We start from the raw sequence: 18,576 nt of genomic DNA, 5'->3' as shown, positions 1-18,576 counted from the left end.
ATACGATTTACAGATAAGAATTTCGTATAAATATGTTGAATTATTTTTTGCTAGTCTAAGGCGAAAAAATCAAGCATAGCCTTAGCTACGGTTGTTTTTTTTAACGCAAAAATGGTGAAAAAGAAACAGCATATATGCGAAATTCTTATCTGTAAATCGTATTATATGGGCATCCGATTAAAATTTATTGAAATCTTGAACATCTTTAAAATAGTAGCTTTCTAAAGATTGAATTTTTTAGATAAGTATTATGGGAGAATTTTTAAAAAGGAAACTATTTATTTCCAATATGTTATGCATTTAATCTTGGTCCGAGCTTCTTGAAACAAAGCAATCTTCACTTATAATCGGACACCAATGATTTTTGATATTTCCGCAAAAAATAATTTTCTTAGTCTCATTAAATAATCGACAACAAACGATTACAAACGGAAGTAAACTTTTACCAACCAATTAAATTTTGATCACGATGTTATGTTTGCCCTGTTGGTAATCATAAGGTTACTGTAATTTAAATAATAATATCATGAGTTCATTAAGAAACAGAGTACAACTAATAGGAAACTTAGGTCAAGCACCAGAAATAATAAATTTAAATGATGGAAAAAAGCTAGCTAAGTTTAGTATGGCAACAAATGAAAAGTATAAAAATACACATGGAGAAATCATAACAGAGACGCAATGGCACAATATTGTAGCCTGGGGTAAAACAGTGGATGTTATTGAAAAATACCTTGAAAAAGGAAAAGAAGTGGCTGTGGAAGGAAAATTGACAAATAGGAGCTATGAAACTAAAGAGGGAGATAAAAGATACATTACAGAAATTGTAATTAATGAATTGCAGCTTTTAGGAGGGAAGTAATGAGGCTTAAATCAACACTTTCCTACATATAAATACAAAGCCTACATATGTAGGTATAAACGTCCTTAAATTTTAATTAATTGACAGTCAGTGTTTAATTGTTCTTATGTGGCTTTAGGATAGATTTTTAACTTAAAATATATAAAATGAAACACACAAAAATTACATTTATTTTCGCGTTAGTTTTAACGCTATTTTCTTTTCTGAATTCTCAAGCTCAGTTTAATGGAGTTTTTATAAGTGGTAGTGGGGCTAATTTAGGAGGAACTCAGAATTCTTTATTGATTTTAGTAGTTCCATAGCGGGTAAAGTAAATTATCTTATCGTGGATATTGAAGGAGGAGTTTTTAAAGCTACTAATGACAATAGAAAGATGTTTGGTATAAATAATGGGCAGACTTCTTTAATTATTGATGTGACTTGGACTGATTGTTCAGTGTTATCTGGTGGAGGTAAAATTACCGCATCAATCGCATCTTCATTAAATGGAGCAAATTTACGACCTGGTACTCCAAATAGTTTTTCGAATGGAGATATTTTAAGTGATTATTGCGCTCAAAAACAGAAAACGCTGGATAATGTAATTAATAGTCAGTCTATTAATTTTATTGGTTGTAATAATTTAGGTTCGTTTATATCTGCAATGATTGATCCATCAGGATGTTGTAACCTTGTTTACACAGGTGTTTGTGCCCCATGTACTATCGCTCAACAAGAAATTGATGATTTAGTTGAAAATGATGGGCTTTCGTTATTAGAAAAATGTAATAGAATCATAGCAATTATAAAAGCGAATCCAGATTGTGATTTAAAATTTAATTTGCCTAGTACGGGTAATTGCCCATAGTTAATGGCATTAAAATTTAATAAAAGGAAACTGAGTCGTTAACTTTTTAATTTTATCAGATAGCGAAGCCATAAATTTTTTATGCGCTTCGCTATTTGGGTTAAAGGCTTTGTGTTGTAGTCCACGTTGGATTTCCGAAACTTGTTTTATGGTTTTTTGTGTATCACTTTCGTAAAGCCAAGTTTGTTTAAAATGCTCCCAAATAAATTCAATTGCGGTGTCATTTGGGTGAATTAGATCGGGTTTATAAAAGCGATAATCACGCAAGCAGTCCAGCATTAGTTCATAGGCTGGATAGTATGATGTTTTATTGTTGAACTCAATAGTTTGATGGATCGCCGTAATTAAGTGAGATTTACTTTGGTTATTTTCAATAATGCCGTCTTTTATATGTCTAACAGGAGATACTGTAAAAATAATAGTAGCGGTATTGTTAATGCTTTTAATTAAATTAAGAGTGTTTTTTATGCATCTATTTAGTTCAGGAACTGAACTCAATTTTTTGTCAAATTCTTTTTGAGGTATTTTATGACAATTAGCAACTATGTGTTGTTCGTGTTCATAACCCCAAGCTGTTCCGTAAGTAATTACTATATGACTTGTTTGAGTGATCCATTGATGTGTTTGGGTAAGTTGTTCGTTAAGTTGATCAAGTAGAAGGTCTTTATTCTCGTTACTCAACTGCGAATGTACTTCAAAACTATGCCATTGTTCGTTATGGTAAAAAATGTCTTTTTCGGTATACAAACGTTGCGTTACTACTCGCTCTAGTAAATTGTAAATTGCGTGCGGATGAAATATAATTCCAAAAGGATTTACAAGATTTTGAAATTTATGATAGTTCAGCTGTGCTCCTATATTTTCCACAAAACAAGATCCCATTAAAAACAATTTGGAAGTATAACCAATACTTGGGCTTTGTTGTTTAGGAGGTAATGTTAGGAAAAAAGGTTGCATGTATAATTCGGGTTAAATAAAAAATCCCTAGATTTTTCTAGGGATTTTTTTAAATTATAAATAAGCTTTAGCGTCTTCTAAAGCTTGAGCAATTCCGGCTGGATTTTTACCTCCTGCGGTAGCAAAAAATGGTTGTCCACCGCCACCACCTTGGATGTGTTTTCCGAGCTCGCGGACTACTTGTCCGGCATTAAGCTTTTTGTCCGCTACTAATTCTTTCGAAATATAACAGCTTAATAAAGCTTTTCCATTAACAGCGCTTCCAAAAATAATAAAAGCGTTGGTTAAGTTATTACCTAAATCGAAACACAAGTCTTTAATGCCTTGAGCATCTAAATCCACTTCTTTAGCTAAAAACTGTACGCCATTAACATCGGTAAATTGGTTGGCTAGCTCAGCTTTTAAATTGCCTGCTTTTTCTTTTAGTAATTGCTCAATTTGTTTTTTTAGTTCGTTATTTTCATCTTGTAAATTAGTAATCGCTTTAACAGGGTCTTTAGCATTTTTTAATATCGCTTTTACTTCGCCAAAAGCTTTTGCTTGTGCCGTAAAAAATTCTTTAGCGGCATCGCTGGTAATAGCTTCAATTCTTCTAATACCCGAAGCTACTGCGCTTTCACTAGTAATTTTAAAATGCCAAATATCTGCTGTATTTGATACATGAATACCACCGCATAATTCCATTGATTTTCCGAATCGAATAGAGCGAACACTATCTCCATATTTTTCGCCAAATAATGCAATAGCACCTTCGGCTATAGCCTTATCATAGGTGTTGTTTCTGTTTTCTTCTAACGGAAGTTTTTCGCGGATACGTGCGTTTACAAAATTTTCAACTTCCAGTAGTTCATCGGCAGATACTTTTGAAAAATGAGAAAAATCAAAACGCAAATTTCCACTGTGTACCATAGAGCCTTTTTGCTCTACATGTGTACCTAATACGCTGCGTAAAGCTTGATGTAATAAGTGTGTTGCCGAGTGGTTAGATGCGGTGCGAATACGTTGTTTGGTGTCAACTACTGCCGTAAAGGTAGCGTTAGTGTTTTTAGGAAGGTTTTTGGTAATGTGTATAATTAGATTGTTTTCCTTTTTGGTATCAATAATATATACCACATCGCCATTAGCCGCTTCCAAATAGCCTTTGTCTCCTACTTGTCCACCACCTTCGGGATAAAAAGGGGTTTGATTAAACACCAATTGGAATAATTCGCCATCTTTTTTACTCACTACCTTTCGGTAACGAGTTAGCTGTACTTCTGCAGTAAGCTGATCATAGCCAATAAAGGCTTCGCTATTTTCGGTCCCTATTACTTCCCAGTCACCTGCAGATATTTTTGCTGCGGCACGGGAGCGATCTTTTTGTTTTTGTAATTCGGCTTTAAAACCGTTTTCGTCTAATTTTAATCCTTTTTCACTTAAAATAAGTGCTGTTAGGTCAATAGGGAAACCAAAAGTATCGTATAATTCAAAAGCTTTTTCGCCAGAAATAATGTCGCCTTTGGTTTGTTCAATAATTTGATCTAATAACAGCAAACCTTGATCTAATGTTTTTAGGAATGAATTTTCTTCTTCCTTAATTACATTTACAATAAGATTCTTCTGAGTTTTTAATTCGGGGAAGGCTTGGCCCAATTGACTGCTCAAAGTGTCAACTAATTTGTATATGAAAGCTTCTTTGGTGTCTAAAAATGTAAATCCATAACGTATAGCTCTACGCAGAATACGTCTTATTACATAACCTGCTCCATTGTTACTTGGTAATTGTCCATCGGCAATTGAAAAAGCCACGGCGCGAACGTGATCGGCAATAACACGAATGGCTACGCTTACTTTTCCATCCTGATTAGTAGGTAAGGAGTCTTTGTCGTAAACGGAATTCGTTATGGTTTCAATTTCGCGAATAAGTGGCGTAAATACATCGGTATCATAATTAGACTTTACGTTTTGCAATACCATACATAAACGTTCGAACCCCATTCCAGTATCCACATGTTGGGCAGGTAATTTTTCTAGAGATCCGTCTGCTTTACGGTTAAATTGCATGAAAACCAAGTTCCATATTTCAACCACTTGTGGGTGATCCATATTTACTAAATCACGCCCAGATACTTTTGCTTTTTCTTCGGCAGAACGAATATCAACATGAATTTCCGAACAAGGACCGCAAGGGCCTTGGTCACCCATTTCCCAAAAGTTGTCCTTTTTATTTCCCATGATAATGCGGTCTTCGGGTACAATGGCTTTCCATAAATCAAATGCTTCTTGATCTAATCCTAATCCGTCATCTTTGGCGCCTTCAAAAACAGATACATAAAGAATATCTTTATCAATTTTAAAAACTTCAGTTAGTAATTCCCAAGCCCATTGAATGGCTTCTTTTTTAAAATAATCACCAAAAGACCAGTTACCCAACATTTCAAACATGGTATGGTGATAGGTATCCATTCCCACTTCTTCCAGGTCGTTGTGTTTTCCACTCACACGTAAACACTTTTGAGTGTCGGTGATACGATTATTTTTGGGTGTTCCGTTACCTAAAAAGAATTCTTTAAACTGGTTCATTCCGGCATTAGTAAACATGAGCGTTGGGTCATTTTTAATAACCATAGGTGCAGATGGAACTATGCTATGTTTTTTTGATTCAAAAAACTCCAGAAACTGTTTACGGATCTCTTGTGATTTCATTTAAAAGATATTGTTTTATGATTAATTCCATAGACAGAAATTATGAAGTTGTTATAGCTTCATTACAATTTTAGTATCTTTGAAAATTAACCTCTAATGGTTAGCCAATAAGGCACGTGCAAAAATAGTATATTTTAAATTATGTCAAAGGTTAAATACTACTACGACAGTGAAACATTATCATACCGAAAAATAGAACCCAAAAAAGGACGTAAATGGGGAATAGCCTTGCTAAGTGTTTTGGGATTATTTTTAGCATCATTTGTATTATTAGTTACTTATTATAGTATTCCTAAAATAGAAACTCCTAAAGAAAAAAAATACCGAAGGGAGCTGGAAAACATGAAGTTGCAATATAAAATGCTGAATAATAAAATGGATCGGCAGGAAAAAGTATTGAATGAAATAGCTGATCGTGATAATACGATTTATCGTTTATATTTTGAAGCAGAACCCATAACAGAAGAGCAACGTAAAGCGGGTTTTGGAGGGGTAAATAGGTACAATAAGTTTGATGGTTTTGAAAACTCGGAATTGATTAAGGAGACCAACCAGCGGGTAGATCAAATTGCAAAACAAATTACCATTCAATCCAAATCCTTAGATGAGGTGGCTACATTAGCTAAGGAAAAAGAAAAACTATTAGCAGCTATCCCCGCAATACAACCCATTCAAAATAAAGATTTGAAGCGTATGGCTTCAGGGTACGGAATGCGGAGTGACCCATTTACTAAAGTGCGTAAAATGCACCGTGGAATGGATTTTAGTGCCCCTAGGGGAACACCAATTTTTGCGACAGGCGATGGGTTAGTGACCAGAGCCGATAATCGTTCATCGGGTTATGGAAATCACATACGTATTGAGCATGGTTATGGCTATAAAACACTATACGGGCATTTATATAAATACAATGTTCGAAAAGGCCAAAAGGTAAAGCGAGGTGATGTTATCGGTTTTGTAGGGAGTACGGGACGTTCACAAGCTCCACACTTACATTACGAGGTATTTAAAGATGGCAAACAAATTAATCCTATTAATTTTTATTACGGGAACTTATCTGCACAAGAATTTGCTACCTTGTTAGAGAAATCAAGAGAAGTAAACCAATCTTTAGACTAATATGCACTTAGACCTTCCCGAAAAATTGTATTACAGTATTGGTGAGGTGGCAAAAGCTTTTAATGTGAATACCTCCTTAATTCGCTTTTGGGAAAAGGAATTTACAGTAATCAAGCCCAAAAAGAATACCAATGGTATACGTTATTTTACCAAAGAAGATATACAAAATATAGAGCTTATTTACCATTTGGTAAAGGAACGTGGTTATAAGTTAGAAGGCGCAAAAACTTACTTAAAGTCGCATCAAAAGGAAAGCTTAGAAAATTTCGATATAATTCGTAAATTGAACTCAATAAAGGCATCGTTGTTAGCGTTAAAAGCGAGTCTGTAATTTTAAACACTTAACTATCATGAAATTAGTATTTCGTATCACAGGGCTTATTTTATTGGCACTTTCCTTAAATTCTTGCGATTATAATGCCTTAGTATCCTTAAATGAGAATACAGCTGAGGCATGGGGAAATGTACAAACAGCATATCAACGTAGAAATGATCTTATCGGAAATTTAGTAAAAACAGTTCAAGGTGCCGCCGATTATGAAAAAGGAGCCTTGGTTGATGTTATTAATGCCAGAGCTAAGGCAACATCAGTTACCATAGATCCCTCTAATATTACACCCGAGCAGTTAGCACAGTTTAATAAAGTACAAGGTGGACTTAGTGGTGCCTTGAAAAGTTTATTAGTTACTGTAGAACGCTATCCTGACTTAAAGGCCAATCAAAATTTCTTGAAATTACAAGATGAAATTGCGAGTACAGAGAACCAGATTTTAACAGCACGTACACGTTTTAATGAAGCAATTAAACCCTATAACAACAAAGTGAAAAGTTTTCCAGGTTTGATAAGTGCAAAAATATTTGGTTTTGATGCTAAACCTTATTTTGACGCCGAAGCTGGTGCAGAAAAACCAGTAGATGTTAACTTTGATTTTAAGTAATGGCTAGTAGTGTTGAATCCTTTTTAACATATAGCCAAGAACAACAAGTTATTGAAGCGATTCGGTTAGCAGAAAAGCAAACTTCGGGTGAAATACGCGTACATCTGGAAGATTATGATCAAAGTAATGTATATGAACGCGCTCAAGAGGTATTTCATTTATTAAAAATGGATAATACAAAGCTAGAAAATGGAGTTATCCTTTACGTAGCCGTAAATTTAAAACAGTTTGTGGTATATGGCGATGCAGGGATTGATCAACTTGTTGGAAGTGATTTTTGGCACAGTACACGCGATGTTATTCAAGAACACTTTAAGAAACAACATTTTGGAAAAGGCTTGGTGTTGGGAGTGACTCAAATAGGCCAAGCACTCAAAAAACATTTTCCATGGGATGTTGATGATACTAATGAACTTTCGGATGAAATATCAAAGCTGTAATGAATAAAATAAGATTTCTTTTTGTTGTAGTTACAGCCTTTTTTATTGGGGTTACTGTTAGTTATGGGCAATTTACTATTCCTGTAAAGCCTGCAAAAGTTACGGAACAAGTAGCCGTTTATGATTATGCAAATATTTTAAGTGGAGCAGAAAAACGTGCCTTGGAAGTAAAATTGATTCGGTATGCAGATACGACAAGTACACAAATTGTTATAGCCACAATCAATAGTTTAAAAGGGGAAGATATTGGGATTCTAACACCAAAATGGGCGCATCAATGGGGTATTGGGCAAGCAGATAAGGATAATGGGGTGTTTATTTTACTTTCTAAAAACGATCGAAGAATACACATTTCTCCCGGTTATGGAGTAGAACAATATTTAACAGCTGGGCAATTAGGTGCGCTTACGCGAGAAGTAATCATTCCAGAATTTAAAGCTGGTAGTTATTATCGAGGTTTGAACAAGGGGACTACAGCTATAATTCAAATGCTCAATGGAACCTACAAAGGGACGCGTATTCGCAATCGAACAGAAGGTGATGCGGAAGGTTTTCCATTTATGTTTGTGGTTTTTCTAATTATTTTTTTATTGATTATTTGGTCTTCTAAAAAGAAGAGAAATGATGACGATGATCATACCAATGGAAATAGGCGTAAACGCTCCAGTTTATTGGATGTTATTATTTTAAGTAATATGGGACGTGGTGGTTACAGTGGCGGAAGCTTTGGAGGAGGTCGATCATCTGGCGGCGGCTTTGGTGGTGGTTTCGGAGGCGGCTTTGGCGGCGGTGGTTTTAGTGGTGGAGGTGCCGGAGGAAGTTGGTAAATAGTTGAGAGTAACTATTAGGAGATTACATCATACAACGAGCAGCAGTTTTTTATATATGATCAAATATTATTTAGTGACATATAAAAATTAGAGTTACAATGCATGGAATTGAAAATTACTTAGGGTTCTTAATGGCTGGCATACTTTTAAATATTACTCCAGGAGCCGATACTATTTATATACTTACCAGAAGCATTACTCAAGGAAAAAAGGCCGGAATATATTCGGTGTTGGGAATTGCTAGCGGCGCTGTTTTTCATATTCTTTTTGCAGCTTTTGGATTGTCTATGTTATTAATGAAATCTGTAATGCTTTTTACACTTGTAAAATGGTGTGGTGCTGGCTATTTAATTTATTTAGGACTTAAAATGTTATGGGATAAATCAAAATTAACAGTAGATCAAAATACAAGTGATAAGGAATTATACGATTTGTTGATAATAATTTCGTATAAATATGCTGAATTATTTTTTGTTAGTCTAAGGCAAAAAAATCAAGCATAGCCTTAGTTACGATTGCTTTTTTTAACGCCAGAATAGTGAAAAAGAAACAGCATATATACGAAATTTTTGTTAGTATATCGTATTAAACGTATTTAAAATTTACAAGCAAGGCTTTTGGACAAATTTACTTAATCCAAAAGTGGGAATTTTTTTCCTATCATTACTTCCTCAATTTATAGCCCCAGATTTTGTAAATAGTACGCTTCCTTTTTTGATTCTAGGAGGAACATTCATGCTTACAGGTACTATCTGGTGTTTGTTTTTAGTTTTCTCGGCTTCTTACATGACAAAAACATTTCGTAAAAATGAGTATGTAGGTATTGCAATGAAAAAAATTAGTGGATTTGTGTTTGTTGGTTTAGGCCTACAGCTTTTGTTGCAAAAGGAATAAAGGTTTTTATTATTGTCTATTATATTTCAAAATTCATGTTATATATAATGGGACCACTATTTGAAAACTTATCTTATAAAGTAAAATAAATTAGCGAAAGATCTTCTTCCATTTTTGGTATTTCTTATTCCAGTTTTATAATATTTTCGTTAAAAATAATTCTCAAAATCGAAAAAATAAGCTTAAAATGAAGAAATATCTTTTTTGATTTTTTGTTAAAATGGGTATTTTTTTTGAGAGGATATTGTTGGTGTATCTATGTTATAATAGATTCTATTACTGATTGTTTTACTTTTTTATAGTTGCAAATGAATATTATTTTAAATGTTAATGTTGATTGGGTATGGTAGGGATAATTCATTTTTAAGGGTTATATATTAAAGTTTAAATAAAAATATATGAAAAAGATTGCTTTAATGTCATTTGTAGTGTTAAACTCATTACAAGTGTTTGCGCAACCCGCAGCTCCAAAAGGATTTGAATGGAGTCCAGTTTGGGGATTAACAGATGAATTTAATGGGTTTTTAAACAGAGAGCGTTGGTATAATTACCATCCCGGATGGCCTGGAAGATTACCAAGTTTGTTTAAAAAACCTGATAGTAAAGGAAATAATCCAAATGTTTTTACAACCAATGGTAAATTGGCTTTAAGGTCTACTTTGCATAAAGATCCTAAAAAAGTTAAAAACCCTCTTAAGGATCATTGGGTAAATGCTGCAGCTGTTGTTTCTAAAAATAAAGCTGCAGGGCCAGGAATGTATTTTGAGGCGAGAATAAAAGCGTCTAACTTATCAATGACTTCTTCCTTTTGGTTCAGGCTTGGAAATTATTCAGAGATAGATGTTATTGAACATGTTGGAAATCCATCTAACAGGAGTAAAGCTTCTCAAGAATTTGAATATGCAGCAAACACACATTATTATGGACAATACAGGGAAGTACCTCGTTTGGGTAAGAAATGGATAATGCCTAAAAGAGGTAGGGAAGTTTTTCATAATTTTGGTATGTTTTGGGCACAAGATGGAAAAGAATTAAAATTTTACTATAATGGAAAACAGGTAATGAAAATTATTCCTCGTCGTCCACTTTTAGAAAAACTTCATATGATTTTTGATACCGAAGTATTTCCTTTTGCACAGGCTGGTGTCGCTAAGATTGGACTTCCAAGAGTGGGACATTTAAAGAATAATAAATTCAATACCATGTTGGTTGAATATGTGCGTACATGGAGTTTACAAAAAAAGAAGAAAGGTAAAAAAGAATTAAGTTTAGAAGAGGTAAATATTTCTGGAGTTGATAACAATATTGCAATAAAGCAAAACCCAATAAAGGATAATTTTGCTATAATCGAAGGAACAAATGATGTCGATGTAGAATTGTATAATTTACAAGGTGAAACGGTTCCTTCTAGGATTCAACTTGGTGCCGATGAAAAAAGTATTATTGTTGATTTTGATACCTCTGTTGTTGCAGGAGTTTATATTCTTAAAACCGCTTCAGGAAAAAGTTTAAAAATTATAAAAGAATAATTTTTAGGATATAATTTTTTTGATGAAACCTTAATGATTCAATTATGTCAGAATCATTAGGGTTTTTATTTTTGCTATAAAAATATAGTAAAAAGGGAATATTATTTTTCTTTTTTTTGGAAGGATATATTTTTTTTAGCATCGATGAAGTATTTTTTTATACCTATAAAATGGAGTTTAGTATGTAAGTTTTTTTAGGTATTTATATGTAGTCATTTAATTACAAAACATAGCTAGTTAGAATAAGTAAAGAATACGATTGGTGTTTTAAAGTGCGTTATAACAGCGCGCTAATCATCAAATTCTTTATTAATGCTCATTAAACGGAATTGTATTGCAATAATGCTATTTATAACCCTGACTAATGGATTGTGCTATTCGCAAAATTCAATTTTAGTGAATCCAGCTGGAAATCCAAGGACAGATTTGTCTGCAGCCGAATTAATAGAAGAGGTATTTATTGATAATGACAATATTACTTTTGACGAATCTTCATTAATTGTAAAAGGAGATTCTGGAGCTGCAGATGTTAGGAGTTGGGGATATTTTGAAAAGGGAGATACTAATTTTCCTTTTGAAAGTGGTATTGTATTAACAACTGGAATTGCCAAAGATGCAGAAGCCCCGAATGAAGGCCCAGGATCGGGTTTTGTATCTTTTGATAGCGTTGGAGATAATGATATTAAAATAATATTGGACGAAACTAATAGGGATAATTTTCCAACTTTTGATGTCACTTCCTTTGAGTTTGATTTTGTTCCCGATGGGGACCTACTTAAGTTTGATTTTATTTTTGCATCGGAGGAATATGAAAATGACTATGAATGTGACTCAAGTGTTAGAGATGGTTTCGCCTTTTTAATTAAAGGCCCAGGAATCCCCAATACATCAGGAACTCCATTTGGTGGAAAAAATATAGCCTCGGTACCTGGTTCAAATAATATTGTTGTAAATACAGGGTCAATACATGCAGATTTACTTCCCAATGGGACTCCTTTTCGTTGTGGAACAGAAGTACTTGGAACAAATTTTTTTCCTGATTTATATGTAAGCAATGATGGTCCAAATAATACCGACATCATGGAGTATGATGGATTTACCAAGGTGTTAAATACGCAAACATTAGTTCAATCTGGAGAAACTTATAGAATTAAATTCATAATAGCAGATAGAGGGGATTCTTTATTGGATTCAGCCGTTTTTTTGAGAGCACTAACGGTGAATTCAAATGTTAAAATTGTTGATAAAGATGATTCAGAATTGGATTTTGAAATTTGTGCAGGTGAAGTAGCCACACTTACGGCTAAGAATATTTCAGATCCCTATTCTGGTAGTGAAACTTATCAATGGGAGTTAGATGATGTAGTGTTGGCTGGAAAAACAACGCCAACAATAAGTATTGATCAAGGAGGTAAATATAAAGTTACTGTTACCGATTTAGGTAAAAAGTTTGTAGATACTATTAATGTAACACTGGCAGTATTTAATGCAGGTGATGATGCTGAAATAAGTTTTTGTTCCGGTGAAGGGACTACTCAAAATTTATTTGACCTTTTGGGTAGTGATGCGGATAGCGGAGGTACATGGAGTCCAGAATTAGATAGTAAAACAGGGGTTTTTGATCCATCAATAGATGCTGCCGGAGTGTATACATATACAGTAGGAGGTTCAAGTAAATGTGATAAGGATACTGCAACGGTTACTGTAGTCGTAGTAACAAGTCCTAGTTTGGCATTAGTAAATACCGAGTGTGCCAAAAACAGACTTAGTTACAATGTTAATTTTGAAACCAATGGAACTTGGGAAATAAGTACAACACCTAGTGGGTTGGGGCGTATTGATGTCACTAATTCTAAAATTACAGAAATTCCTACGGATACAGATTTTACCATTATAGCCATAAATAAAGCGGATATTGATTGCGAGGTCACATTAGATGTAAAAGCACCAAATTGTAATTGTCCTGTGGTTCCATTACCTGTAAATCCTTCAAATCAAATAATGTGTTATGGTGCTACTATTCCTAATTTATCGGTAGCGTTATTAGCGGGACAAACAGCTAATTGGTATTCAGTAGATGATGAACTATTGTTAGAAAACTCACCTACATATACTCCAGTTGAAACAGAAGTAGGAATATACATATTTAGAGTGAAAGCAGTAGATATTGACACACAATGTTTAAGTGACGCTGTTGAAGCATCATTACTAATTAATGATATACCTGAAATTACCTTGGAACCCTCAAGTGTTTGTGTTGACGAATCTGGAAATATTATTTCAGCGGATTTACCTGTTATTGACACACAATTAAACCCCAGTGAATATTCGTTTGAATGGAAATATAAAGGACAAGTATTGTCGGAAAAAACCGCAGCAATTACGGTAGATAAATTTGGAGCATATGAGGTAACCTATACAAATAGTATCGATTGCTCAAAAAGTGCTAGGGTTGTTGTAAATAAAATACCGTCAGCTAAAGGAATGAATTTATCACTATCATCGGGAAAATTCTCAGCGACTAATGATATTATTGCTACCCTAATTTCACCAGAAGGTGGGTATATGTATAGTTTAAATGATGGTCCGCTTCAAGAAAATAATGTTTTTAAAAATGTGAGTTTAGGTTTGCATACCGTAACGGCTACATCCATTGATAATTGTGGGAGTTTTACCGAGGATATATTTAATGTCGGTTTTCCTAATTTTTTTACACCAAACAATGATGGTAAGCATGATCATTGGAATGTAATTGCAAATTTTGATATTCCTGAAATGCAAATATTTATTTTTGACCGTTATGGTATGTTTATTAGGTCATTAAATGCTAATGAAGAAGGTTGGAATGGGAAGTATAATTTGCATGACATGCCAGCTGATGATTATTGGTTTACTGCTAAATTTGTTGGCGAATCGGAAGAATATAAGGGGCATTTTAGTTTAATAAGATAATTTTTATATAACAAGGCACTATTATTTTCCAAATGAATTTAGGGGATTAAAATGTGTCTTTATGAAATGCTATTTCAACATAAAAACGTAACCTAGCAAAGGCTTAGTCTAGTTTTTTTATTTCAGTAAATTCATTTAGGAACGAGTATAAATTTTATACCCATATATTACATTGTAATTTATGCGAAATTTTATCCATAAATCGTATTGTAGTGTTATTTTATGAATGAAACGGATCCTGTTCGTTTTTAGAAACTAAAAAATGAAAACATCAATTTTATACTTACTATTATTTATAAGCTACTTTATAAGTTTTTCGCAGCCTAATGTGGAGCAATTAATGAAAAGTGAAAAGGTACGTTCCTACATAGGAAAAAAATTACCTAGTATGAATCAATTTACATTAGAGGGGGAAATATACAATGCAGCAAAGTCAAATGGAAAACCAACACTTATAAATTTTTGGTTTATACATTGCAAACCTTGTGTGGATGAAATGCCGTATTTAAATAAATTAAAAGAAAAATATGATGGGCGAATGAATTTCATTTCCATGACTTTCGATAATGAGATTAATTTAAGAGAATTTTTAAAAACACATAAGTTTAATTTTACTCATGTTTCTACAGACACGAATTATATCAATGAGATAGGAGTTCGTTTTTTTCCAAAGAATGTTTTGTTAGATAAAAATGGAATAGTAAAAGTAGTTACCGAAGGTATTCCCGATTTTAAAGATGCTCATGGAAATACTTTGATAAATTTAGGTATTGAACGCTTTGAAACTTATTTAAATGAATTGTTTGATTAAAGTATTTTAAAGAGAATCAAACTCTTGTTTTAACCTGTAATAGCAAATGTGACTTAAATAGGTTCAACCTATTTAGGCATTCATTAATTTGATTTTCTTCGTCATTCTAGTTATTAACATAAAAGATAAAAGTTTTAAAAGGATTACATCTTTAGCTAAGCTATTTATATCATTAAAAAAGAGATTAATAGTTTGTTTTTTTGTTTTTAAAACAATGATTATCAGTATTTTATTTTTTTATTGTTGAACTTAATTGTTTTTAAACGATTTTTTAAGCATTTGGTCACTTATAAAGTTAATTTGTAATAAATTATATAGTTAGAATAGTCTATATCATTAGTTTAGTTAGTGTAACTAATTAAAAATAAGATGATTAAACACGCGTTTAAAAATGGATTTAAGTGGTATAGCTTCTTCCAATTAAAAATAGTTATACTATTTTTTTTATGTGATGTTTCTTATGCACAATTACCAAACTGTACTGTAAATGCAGGTGTTAGTCGTACCATATGCGCCAATGATAATTTTGTTCTTACTGGAAATATGCCTACACCGATTCAAAGTGGGCCTATGTGGACACAAGTTGGTGGCCCAACTGTAGTGATTGAAAATCCGAATTCACCAGTGACTAACGTACTTGGTTTTTCTGGAGGGAATAGTTACGATTTTAGGTTTGCAGCAGTTTGTGGGAATGGTATAGAAGGCTCTCAAACAATTACAATAACAGTAGAGCCTATTACCATAGCCGATGCAGGTAATGATGTTGAGTTTTGTCCAGATACAATGGGTAATGTTACAGTTTTTGCCAATACTCCTCTGAATCCAGGAGAAACAGGAAGGTGGGAAATTGATCCTTCGGGAAATCCAGCAGGTGTAGATATTGATTTTGAAGATTCGCCAATAACAACCTTAACAATGCCAGCAACTAGTTGTGGTGAAACTATATTGAATTGGATTATTGAAGGTCCATTTTATGCTCCTGGTCAACGTTGTCGATCTGTATCATCAATTAAAGTGACTAATTTTGGAGGAGTTTCTCCAGTTGATGCAGACTCTGGAGATGATGATAATATTAGAACTTTAGGAAATTGTTATACTACAACCACATCTACACGGCTTTTTGGAACCTTTGGGGGGTGTAGTTTGGGAGGACAAATAGGTGAGTGGAGTTTTGTAACAGGTCCTGCATATCCTGATTTTGTAAATAAAAATAATGGTATTACTCGAGTTAGAGGTTTGGTTGAGGGGACTTATGTTTTAAAATGGACAGTTACAGGGGGCTGTTCAACAAACTCCGATACAGTTACTATAATAGTACCACCAGCTACTCAGGATATTACTGGAGTTTCAGGCCCCGATGTTGAAGTTTTTTTATGTGAAAATATTACAGAAGTAACATTAGAGGGAGTTGTCCCAACATTTGCAGGAGAAACAGTTAGGTGGACACAACGTGGTGGTTCCGATGTGATACCTAATAATGCGCCGATTACTACAGTCAATGCGTTTTTGACGGGTTTAAATCCCGCTAATGCGCCTTACGTATTTAGGTATACTATTATAAATGGATTTTGTAATGATTCTAGAGATTATATAGTAGACTTTAGAGGTTCATCAAGAACTATTGAAGCAAATGGAGGTGAAGATATAATAGGTGATTGTGGAGTTTCTAATTTCACTTTTCCTGTAAATACAACGGGAACGGGATTTAACATCATTAATATTGTTGATGGTCCTCCGGAATATTTAGCAACATTGCCTCCATCTATGCCACCGGCAAGTTATCCAGTTTTAGTAACTGATAATGTGTCAACAGGTGGAATTAATTTGACAGCAGAAGGAATTTATGTGTTAGAATTTGTACGTACCGAAGGTGGAAGTTTACCAGTAGGCTGTACGGATGGATTTGACACCATGACTATTGCAGTTTCGGGAGCAGCTGATATGGCTAATGCGGGTACAGATACTAATTTGGCCTGTACTAGGACTTCTGTCCCTTTGGAAGGAAATGATCCAACATCATCGGCAAATATGGTATTATGGTCACAGATCTCAGGGCCGAATACTGCAAATATTGTTAATCCTTATACTTTTTCTACTACGGCAGATGGTTTAATTTCTGGTACGTATAAATTTATTTATACTATTAGTGGTGGACTTAATTGTCCAGAATTTACAAATACGGTAAATGTATTTGTAAATGCAGCTTCTATAACAGCATCAGCAACTGGAGTTTCTCAGAGTATATGTCCCGGAGCTCCAGCAACATTAACAGGGAACATGCCCAGTTTGGCAGAACAAGGAGAATGGACTCAGATTAATAACGGAGCTCCTATGACGGTGAGTTTTGTTGATGAAAATGATCCTAATTCATTAGCTACAGGTTTTAACGCTCCTAATACTACTTATCAATTACAATGGGAAATATCGTTTACTAATCCAGGTGATTCATGTAATGCACCATCAAGTGCAATTTTAGAAATAAGTACGGGTCCAGATGCTTCGCCAACCGTTGCAGAGGCAGGTCCAGATCAATGTTTGCCCGCAACTACCCCAGGAAATGTATCACTTTCCGCGAATGGAACTACACCATTAGATTCGCTAGATGAATCTGGTATGTGGAGTGTTAGTCCTAATGTTGGAGTGTCATTTAGTAGCGTTACAGATCCCAATGCCACAGCTACTGTAAATACACCCGGTGTGTATACCTTTACATGGACAGTAACCAGTGCGACATCAGCTTGTGCAGCAACTTCTGATGATATTATAGTGGCATTTGCAGATACGATAACAGCAAATGCAGGTGCCGATCAGTTAGATACTTGTTCAAGTAATGTAATGATGAATGCAGTTTCATCGTCAGGTGCTACAGGAACTTGGAGTTATGTTTCTGGTCCCGGAGGTTTTACAATTAATGATGCAAATGATCCAAATACATCTATTTCTTTTCAAAATAGTGGAGATTATGTGTTTAGTTGGATGGAAGAAGCTGGCTCATGTGTTTCTGATTCAGATGAGGTAATGGTAAAAGTTAGAATACCTCCAACTACTGCGGCTATAATAAACCCTGTTCCAGATGCAACTTCAGGAGTGTTTTTAGTATGTGATAGTAATGAGGTGACCTTAACAGGCTCTAATTTTGATGAAAACTTAGAAATTGTAAATTGGTCTTTAGTAACACCTCCTCCTCCAGCAAATGGAGCGCCCGGTACGCCTGTAATTGTAAGTCCAAATCAACGAATAACAAATATTACTGGATTAGTAACGGGTGATTATACTTTTAGGTATGAGGTTCGTAGAGCAGATTTTAATCCAGAAGAACCAGTAAATTCAAGTAACCCTAATTGTGCAGTAGATCAAGCAGAAATTACAATTCGTGTTTTTGATAGGGCAAGAGCAGGTGATGACCAAACTTTTTGTGATGTTCGTAATGTATTATTAGAAGGTACAGAAAATGCATCAGGGGTTTGGACTTATGCAGGAACATCTCCAGTTTCGGGTGCTATACAGACTATTAATGGTCATTTAGCAAATGTAGAATTACAACCAAACAATACTCCATATGAATTTACCTATACAGTAACTAATCCTAGTCCATGTGGTACAACATCGGATAACGTATTTATTAAAATCGATGCAATACCTAACCCACCTCCAAATGCAGGGGACGATCAATTTCTATGTATTGGTGACTTATCACCTGCTGGAGAAGTTA

The 18,576-nt window shown here is 34.1% G+C and carries 15 protein-coding genes and 1 pseudogene; 14 read left to right on the top strand and 2 right to left on the bottom strand.

Annotation, left to right across the window (positions count from 1 at the left end; genetic code table 11):
* The first annotated feature begins 526 nt into the window (after nucleotides 1–526).
* The 3 genes from KQA_RS0205310 to KQA_RS0205300 all read left to right on the top strand — a co-directional run bounded on the left by KQA_RS0205310 (nucleotide 527) and on the right by KQA_RS0205300 (nucleotide 1,709).
* Nucleotides 527–862, top strand: coding sequence for a single-stranded DNA-binding protein (locus KQA_RS0205310; protein ID WP_010178861.1), 336 nt, complete (start codon nucleotides 527–529; stop codon nucleotides 860–862).
* A gap of 146 nt (nucleotides 863–1,008) precedes the next feature.
* Entirely contained in the window at nucleotides 1,009–1,164 is a 156-nt protein-coding gene (locus KQA_RS20180; RefSeq protein WP_157366594.1) for a hypothetical protein, read from the top strand.
* Between the two features lie 23 nt (nucleotides 1,165–1,187).
* Entirely contained in the window at nucleotides 1,188–1,709 is a 522-nt protein-coding gene (locus tag KQA_RS0205300) for a hypothetical protein (RefSeq protein ID WP_010178860.1), read from the top strand.
* Nucleotides 1,710–1,718: 9 nt separating this feature from the next.
* On the opposite strand, the gene KQA_RS0205295 is transcribed toward KQA_RS0205300, so the two are convergent.
* A complete protein-coding gene (locus KQA_RS0205295; RefSeq protein WP_010178858.1) occupies nucleotides 1,719–2,666 on the bottom strand; it encodes a GSCFA domain-containing protein in 948 nt (315 codons plus the stop codon).
* 54 nt (nucleotides 2,667–2,720) lie between these two features.
* Nucleotides 2,721–5,351: an alanine--tRNA ligase gene (alaS, locus tag KQA_RS0205290; protein WP_010178856.1), complete on the bottom strand. Its 2,631-nt coding sequence runs from the start codon at nucleotides 5,349–5,351 to the stop codon at nucleotides 2,721–2,723.
* Nucleotides 5,352–5,492: 141 nt separating this feature from the next.
* On the opposite strand from alaS, the gene KQA_RS0205285 reads away from it, so the two are divergent.
* From KQA_RS0205285 to KQA_RS20490, 11 genes and pseudogenes are all read left to right on the top strand, one after another.
* Nucleotides 5,493–6,470: a M23 family metallopeptidase gene (locus KQA_RS0205285; RefSeq protein WP_010178854.1), complete on the top strand. Its 978-nt coding sequence runs from the start codon at nucleotides 5,493–5,495 to the stop codon at nucleotides 6,468–6,470.
* A gap of 1 nt (nucleotide 6,471) precedes the next feature.
* A complete protein-coding gene (locus KQA_RS0205280) occupies nucleotides 6,472–6,801 on the top strand; it encodes a MerR family transcriptional regulator (protein WP_010178852.1) in 330 nt (109 codons plus the stop codon).
* A 19-nt stretch (nucleotides 6,802–6,820) separates the two neighbouring features.
* The gene (locus tag KQA_RS0205275) at nucleotides 6,821–7,408 is read left to right on the top strand and encodes a LemA family protein (RefSeq protein ID WP_010178850.1); all 588 of its coding nucleotides are present in this window, start codon (nucleotides 6,821–6,823) and stop codon (nucleotides 7,406–7,408) included.
* Complete coding sequence (locus KQA_RS0205270) at nucleotides 7,408–7,848, top strand: TPM domain-containing protein (protein WP_010178848.1); 441 nt, start codon at nucleotides 7,408–7,410, stop codon at nucleotides 7,846–7,848. Before KQA_RS0205275 ends, KQA_RS0205270 begins: the two co-directional genes overlap by 1 nt.
* Nucleotides 7,848–8,675, top strand: a complete 828-nt coding sequence (locus KQA_RS0205265) for a TPM domain-containing protein (protein WP_010178846.1) — start codon at nucleotides 7,848–7,850, stop codon at nucleotides 8,673–8,675. Before KQA_RS0205270 ends, KQA_RS0205265 begins: the two co-directional genes overlap by 1 nt.
* A 134-nt stretch (nucleotides 8,676–8,809) precedes the next feature.
* Nucleotides 8,810–9,181 (top strand): LysE family translocator, encoded by a 372-nt coding sequence (locus KQA_RS18580; RefSeq protein ID WP_198283108.1) that lies wholly within the window; start codon nucleotides 8,810–8,812, stop codon nucleotides 9,179–9,181.
* 139 nt (nucleotides 9,182–9,320) lie between these two features.
* Nucleotides 9,321–9,572, top strand: a complete 252-nt coding sequence (locus KQA_RS18575; protein WP_050858525.1) for a LysE family transporter — start codon at nucleotides 9,321–9,323, stop codon at nucleotides 9,570–9,572.
* Between the two features lie 398 nt (nucleotides 9,573–9,970).
* A complete protein-coding gene (locus KQA_RS18570) occupies nucleotides 9,971–11,101 on the top strand; it encodes a T9SS type A sorting domain-containing protein (RefSeq protein ID WP_010178845.1) in 1,131 nt (376 codons plus the stop codon).
* Between the two features lie 312 nt (nucleotides 11,102–11,413).
* Nucleotides 11,414–14,053, top strand: a complete 2,640-nt coding sequence (locus KQA_RS0205245) for a T9SS type B sorting domain-containing protein (protein WP_081483234.1) — start codon at nucleotides 11,414–11,416, stop codon at nucleotides 14,051–14,053.
* Nucleotides 14,054–14,315: 262 nt separating this feature from the next.
* A complete protein-coding gene (locus KQA_RS0205240) occupies nucleotides 14,316–14,864 on the top strand; it encodes a TlpA family protein disulfide reductase (protein WP_010178842.1) in 549 nt (182 codons plus the stop codon).
* A 369-nt stretch (nucleotides 14,865–15,233) separates the two neighbouring features.
* Nucleotides 15,234–18,576 (top strand): annotated as a pseudogene (locus tag KQA_RS20490) (hypothetical protein); the annotation flags it as partial.

The sequence above is a fragment of the Aquimarina agarilytica ZC1 genome (assembly GCF_000255455.1).
Taxonomy (GTDB): domain Bacteria; phylum Bacteroidota; class Bacteroidia; order Flavobacteriales; family Flavobacteriaceae; genus Aquimarina; species Aquimarina agarilytica.
The sequence above is the reverse complement of the archived record's forward strand: the minus strand, read 5'-3'. Positions and strand labels throughout refer to the sequence as shown.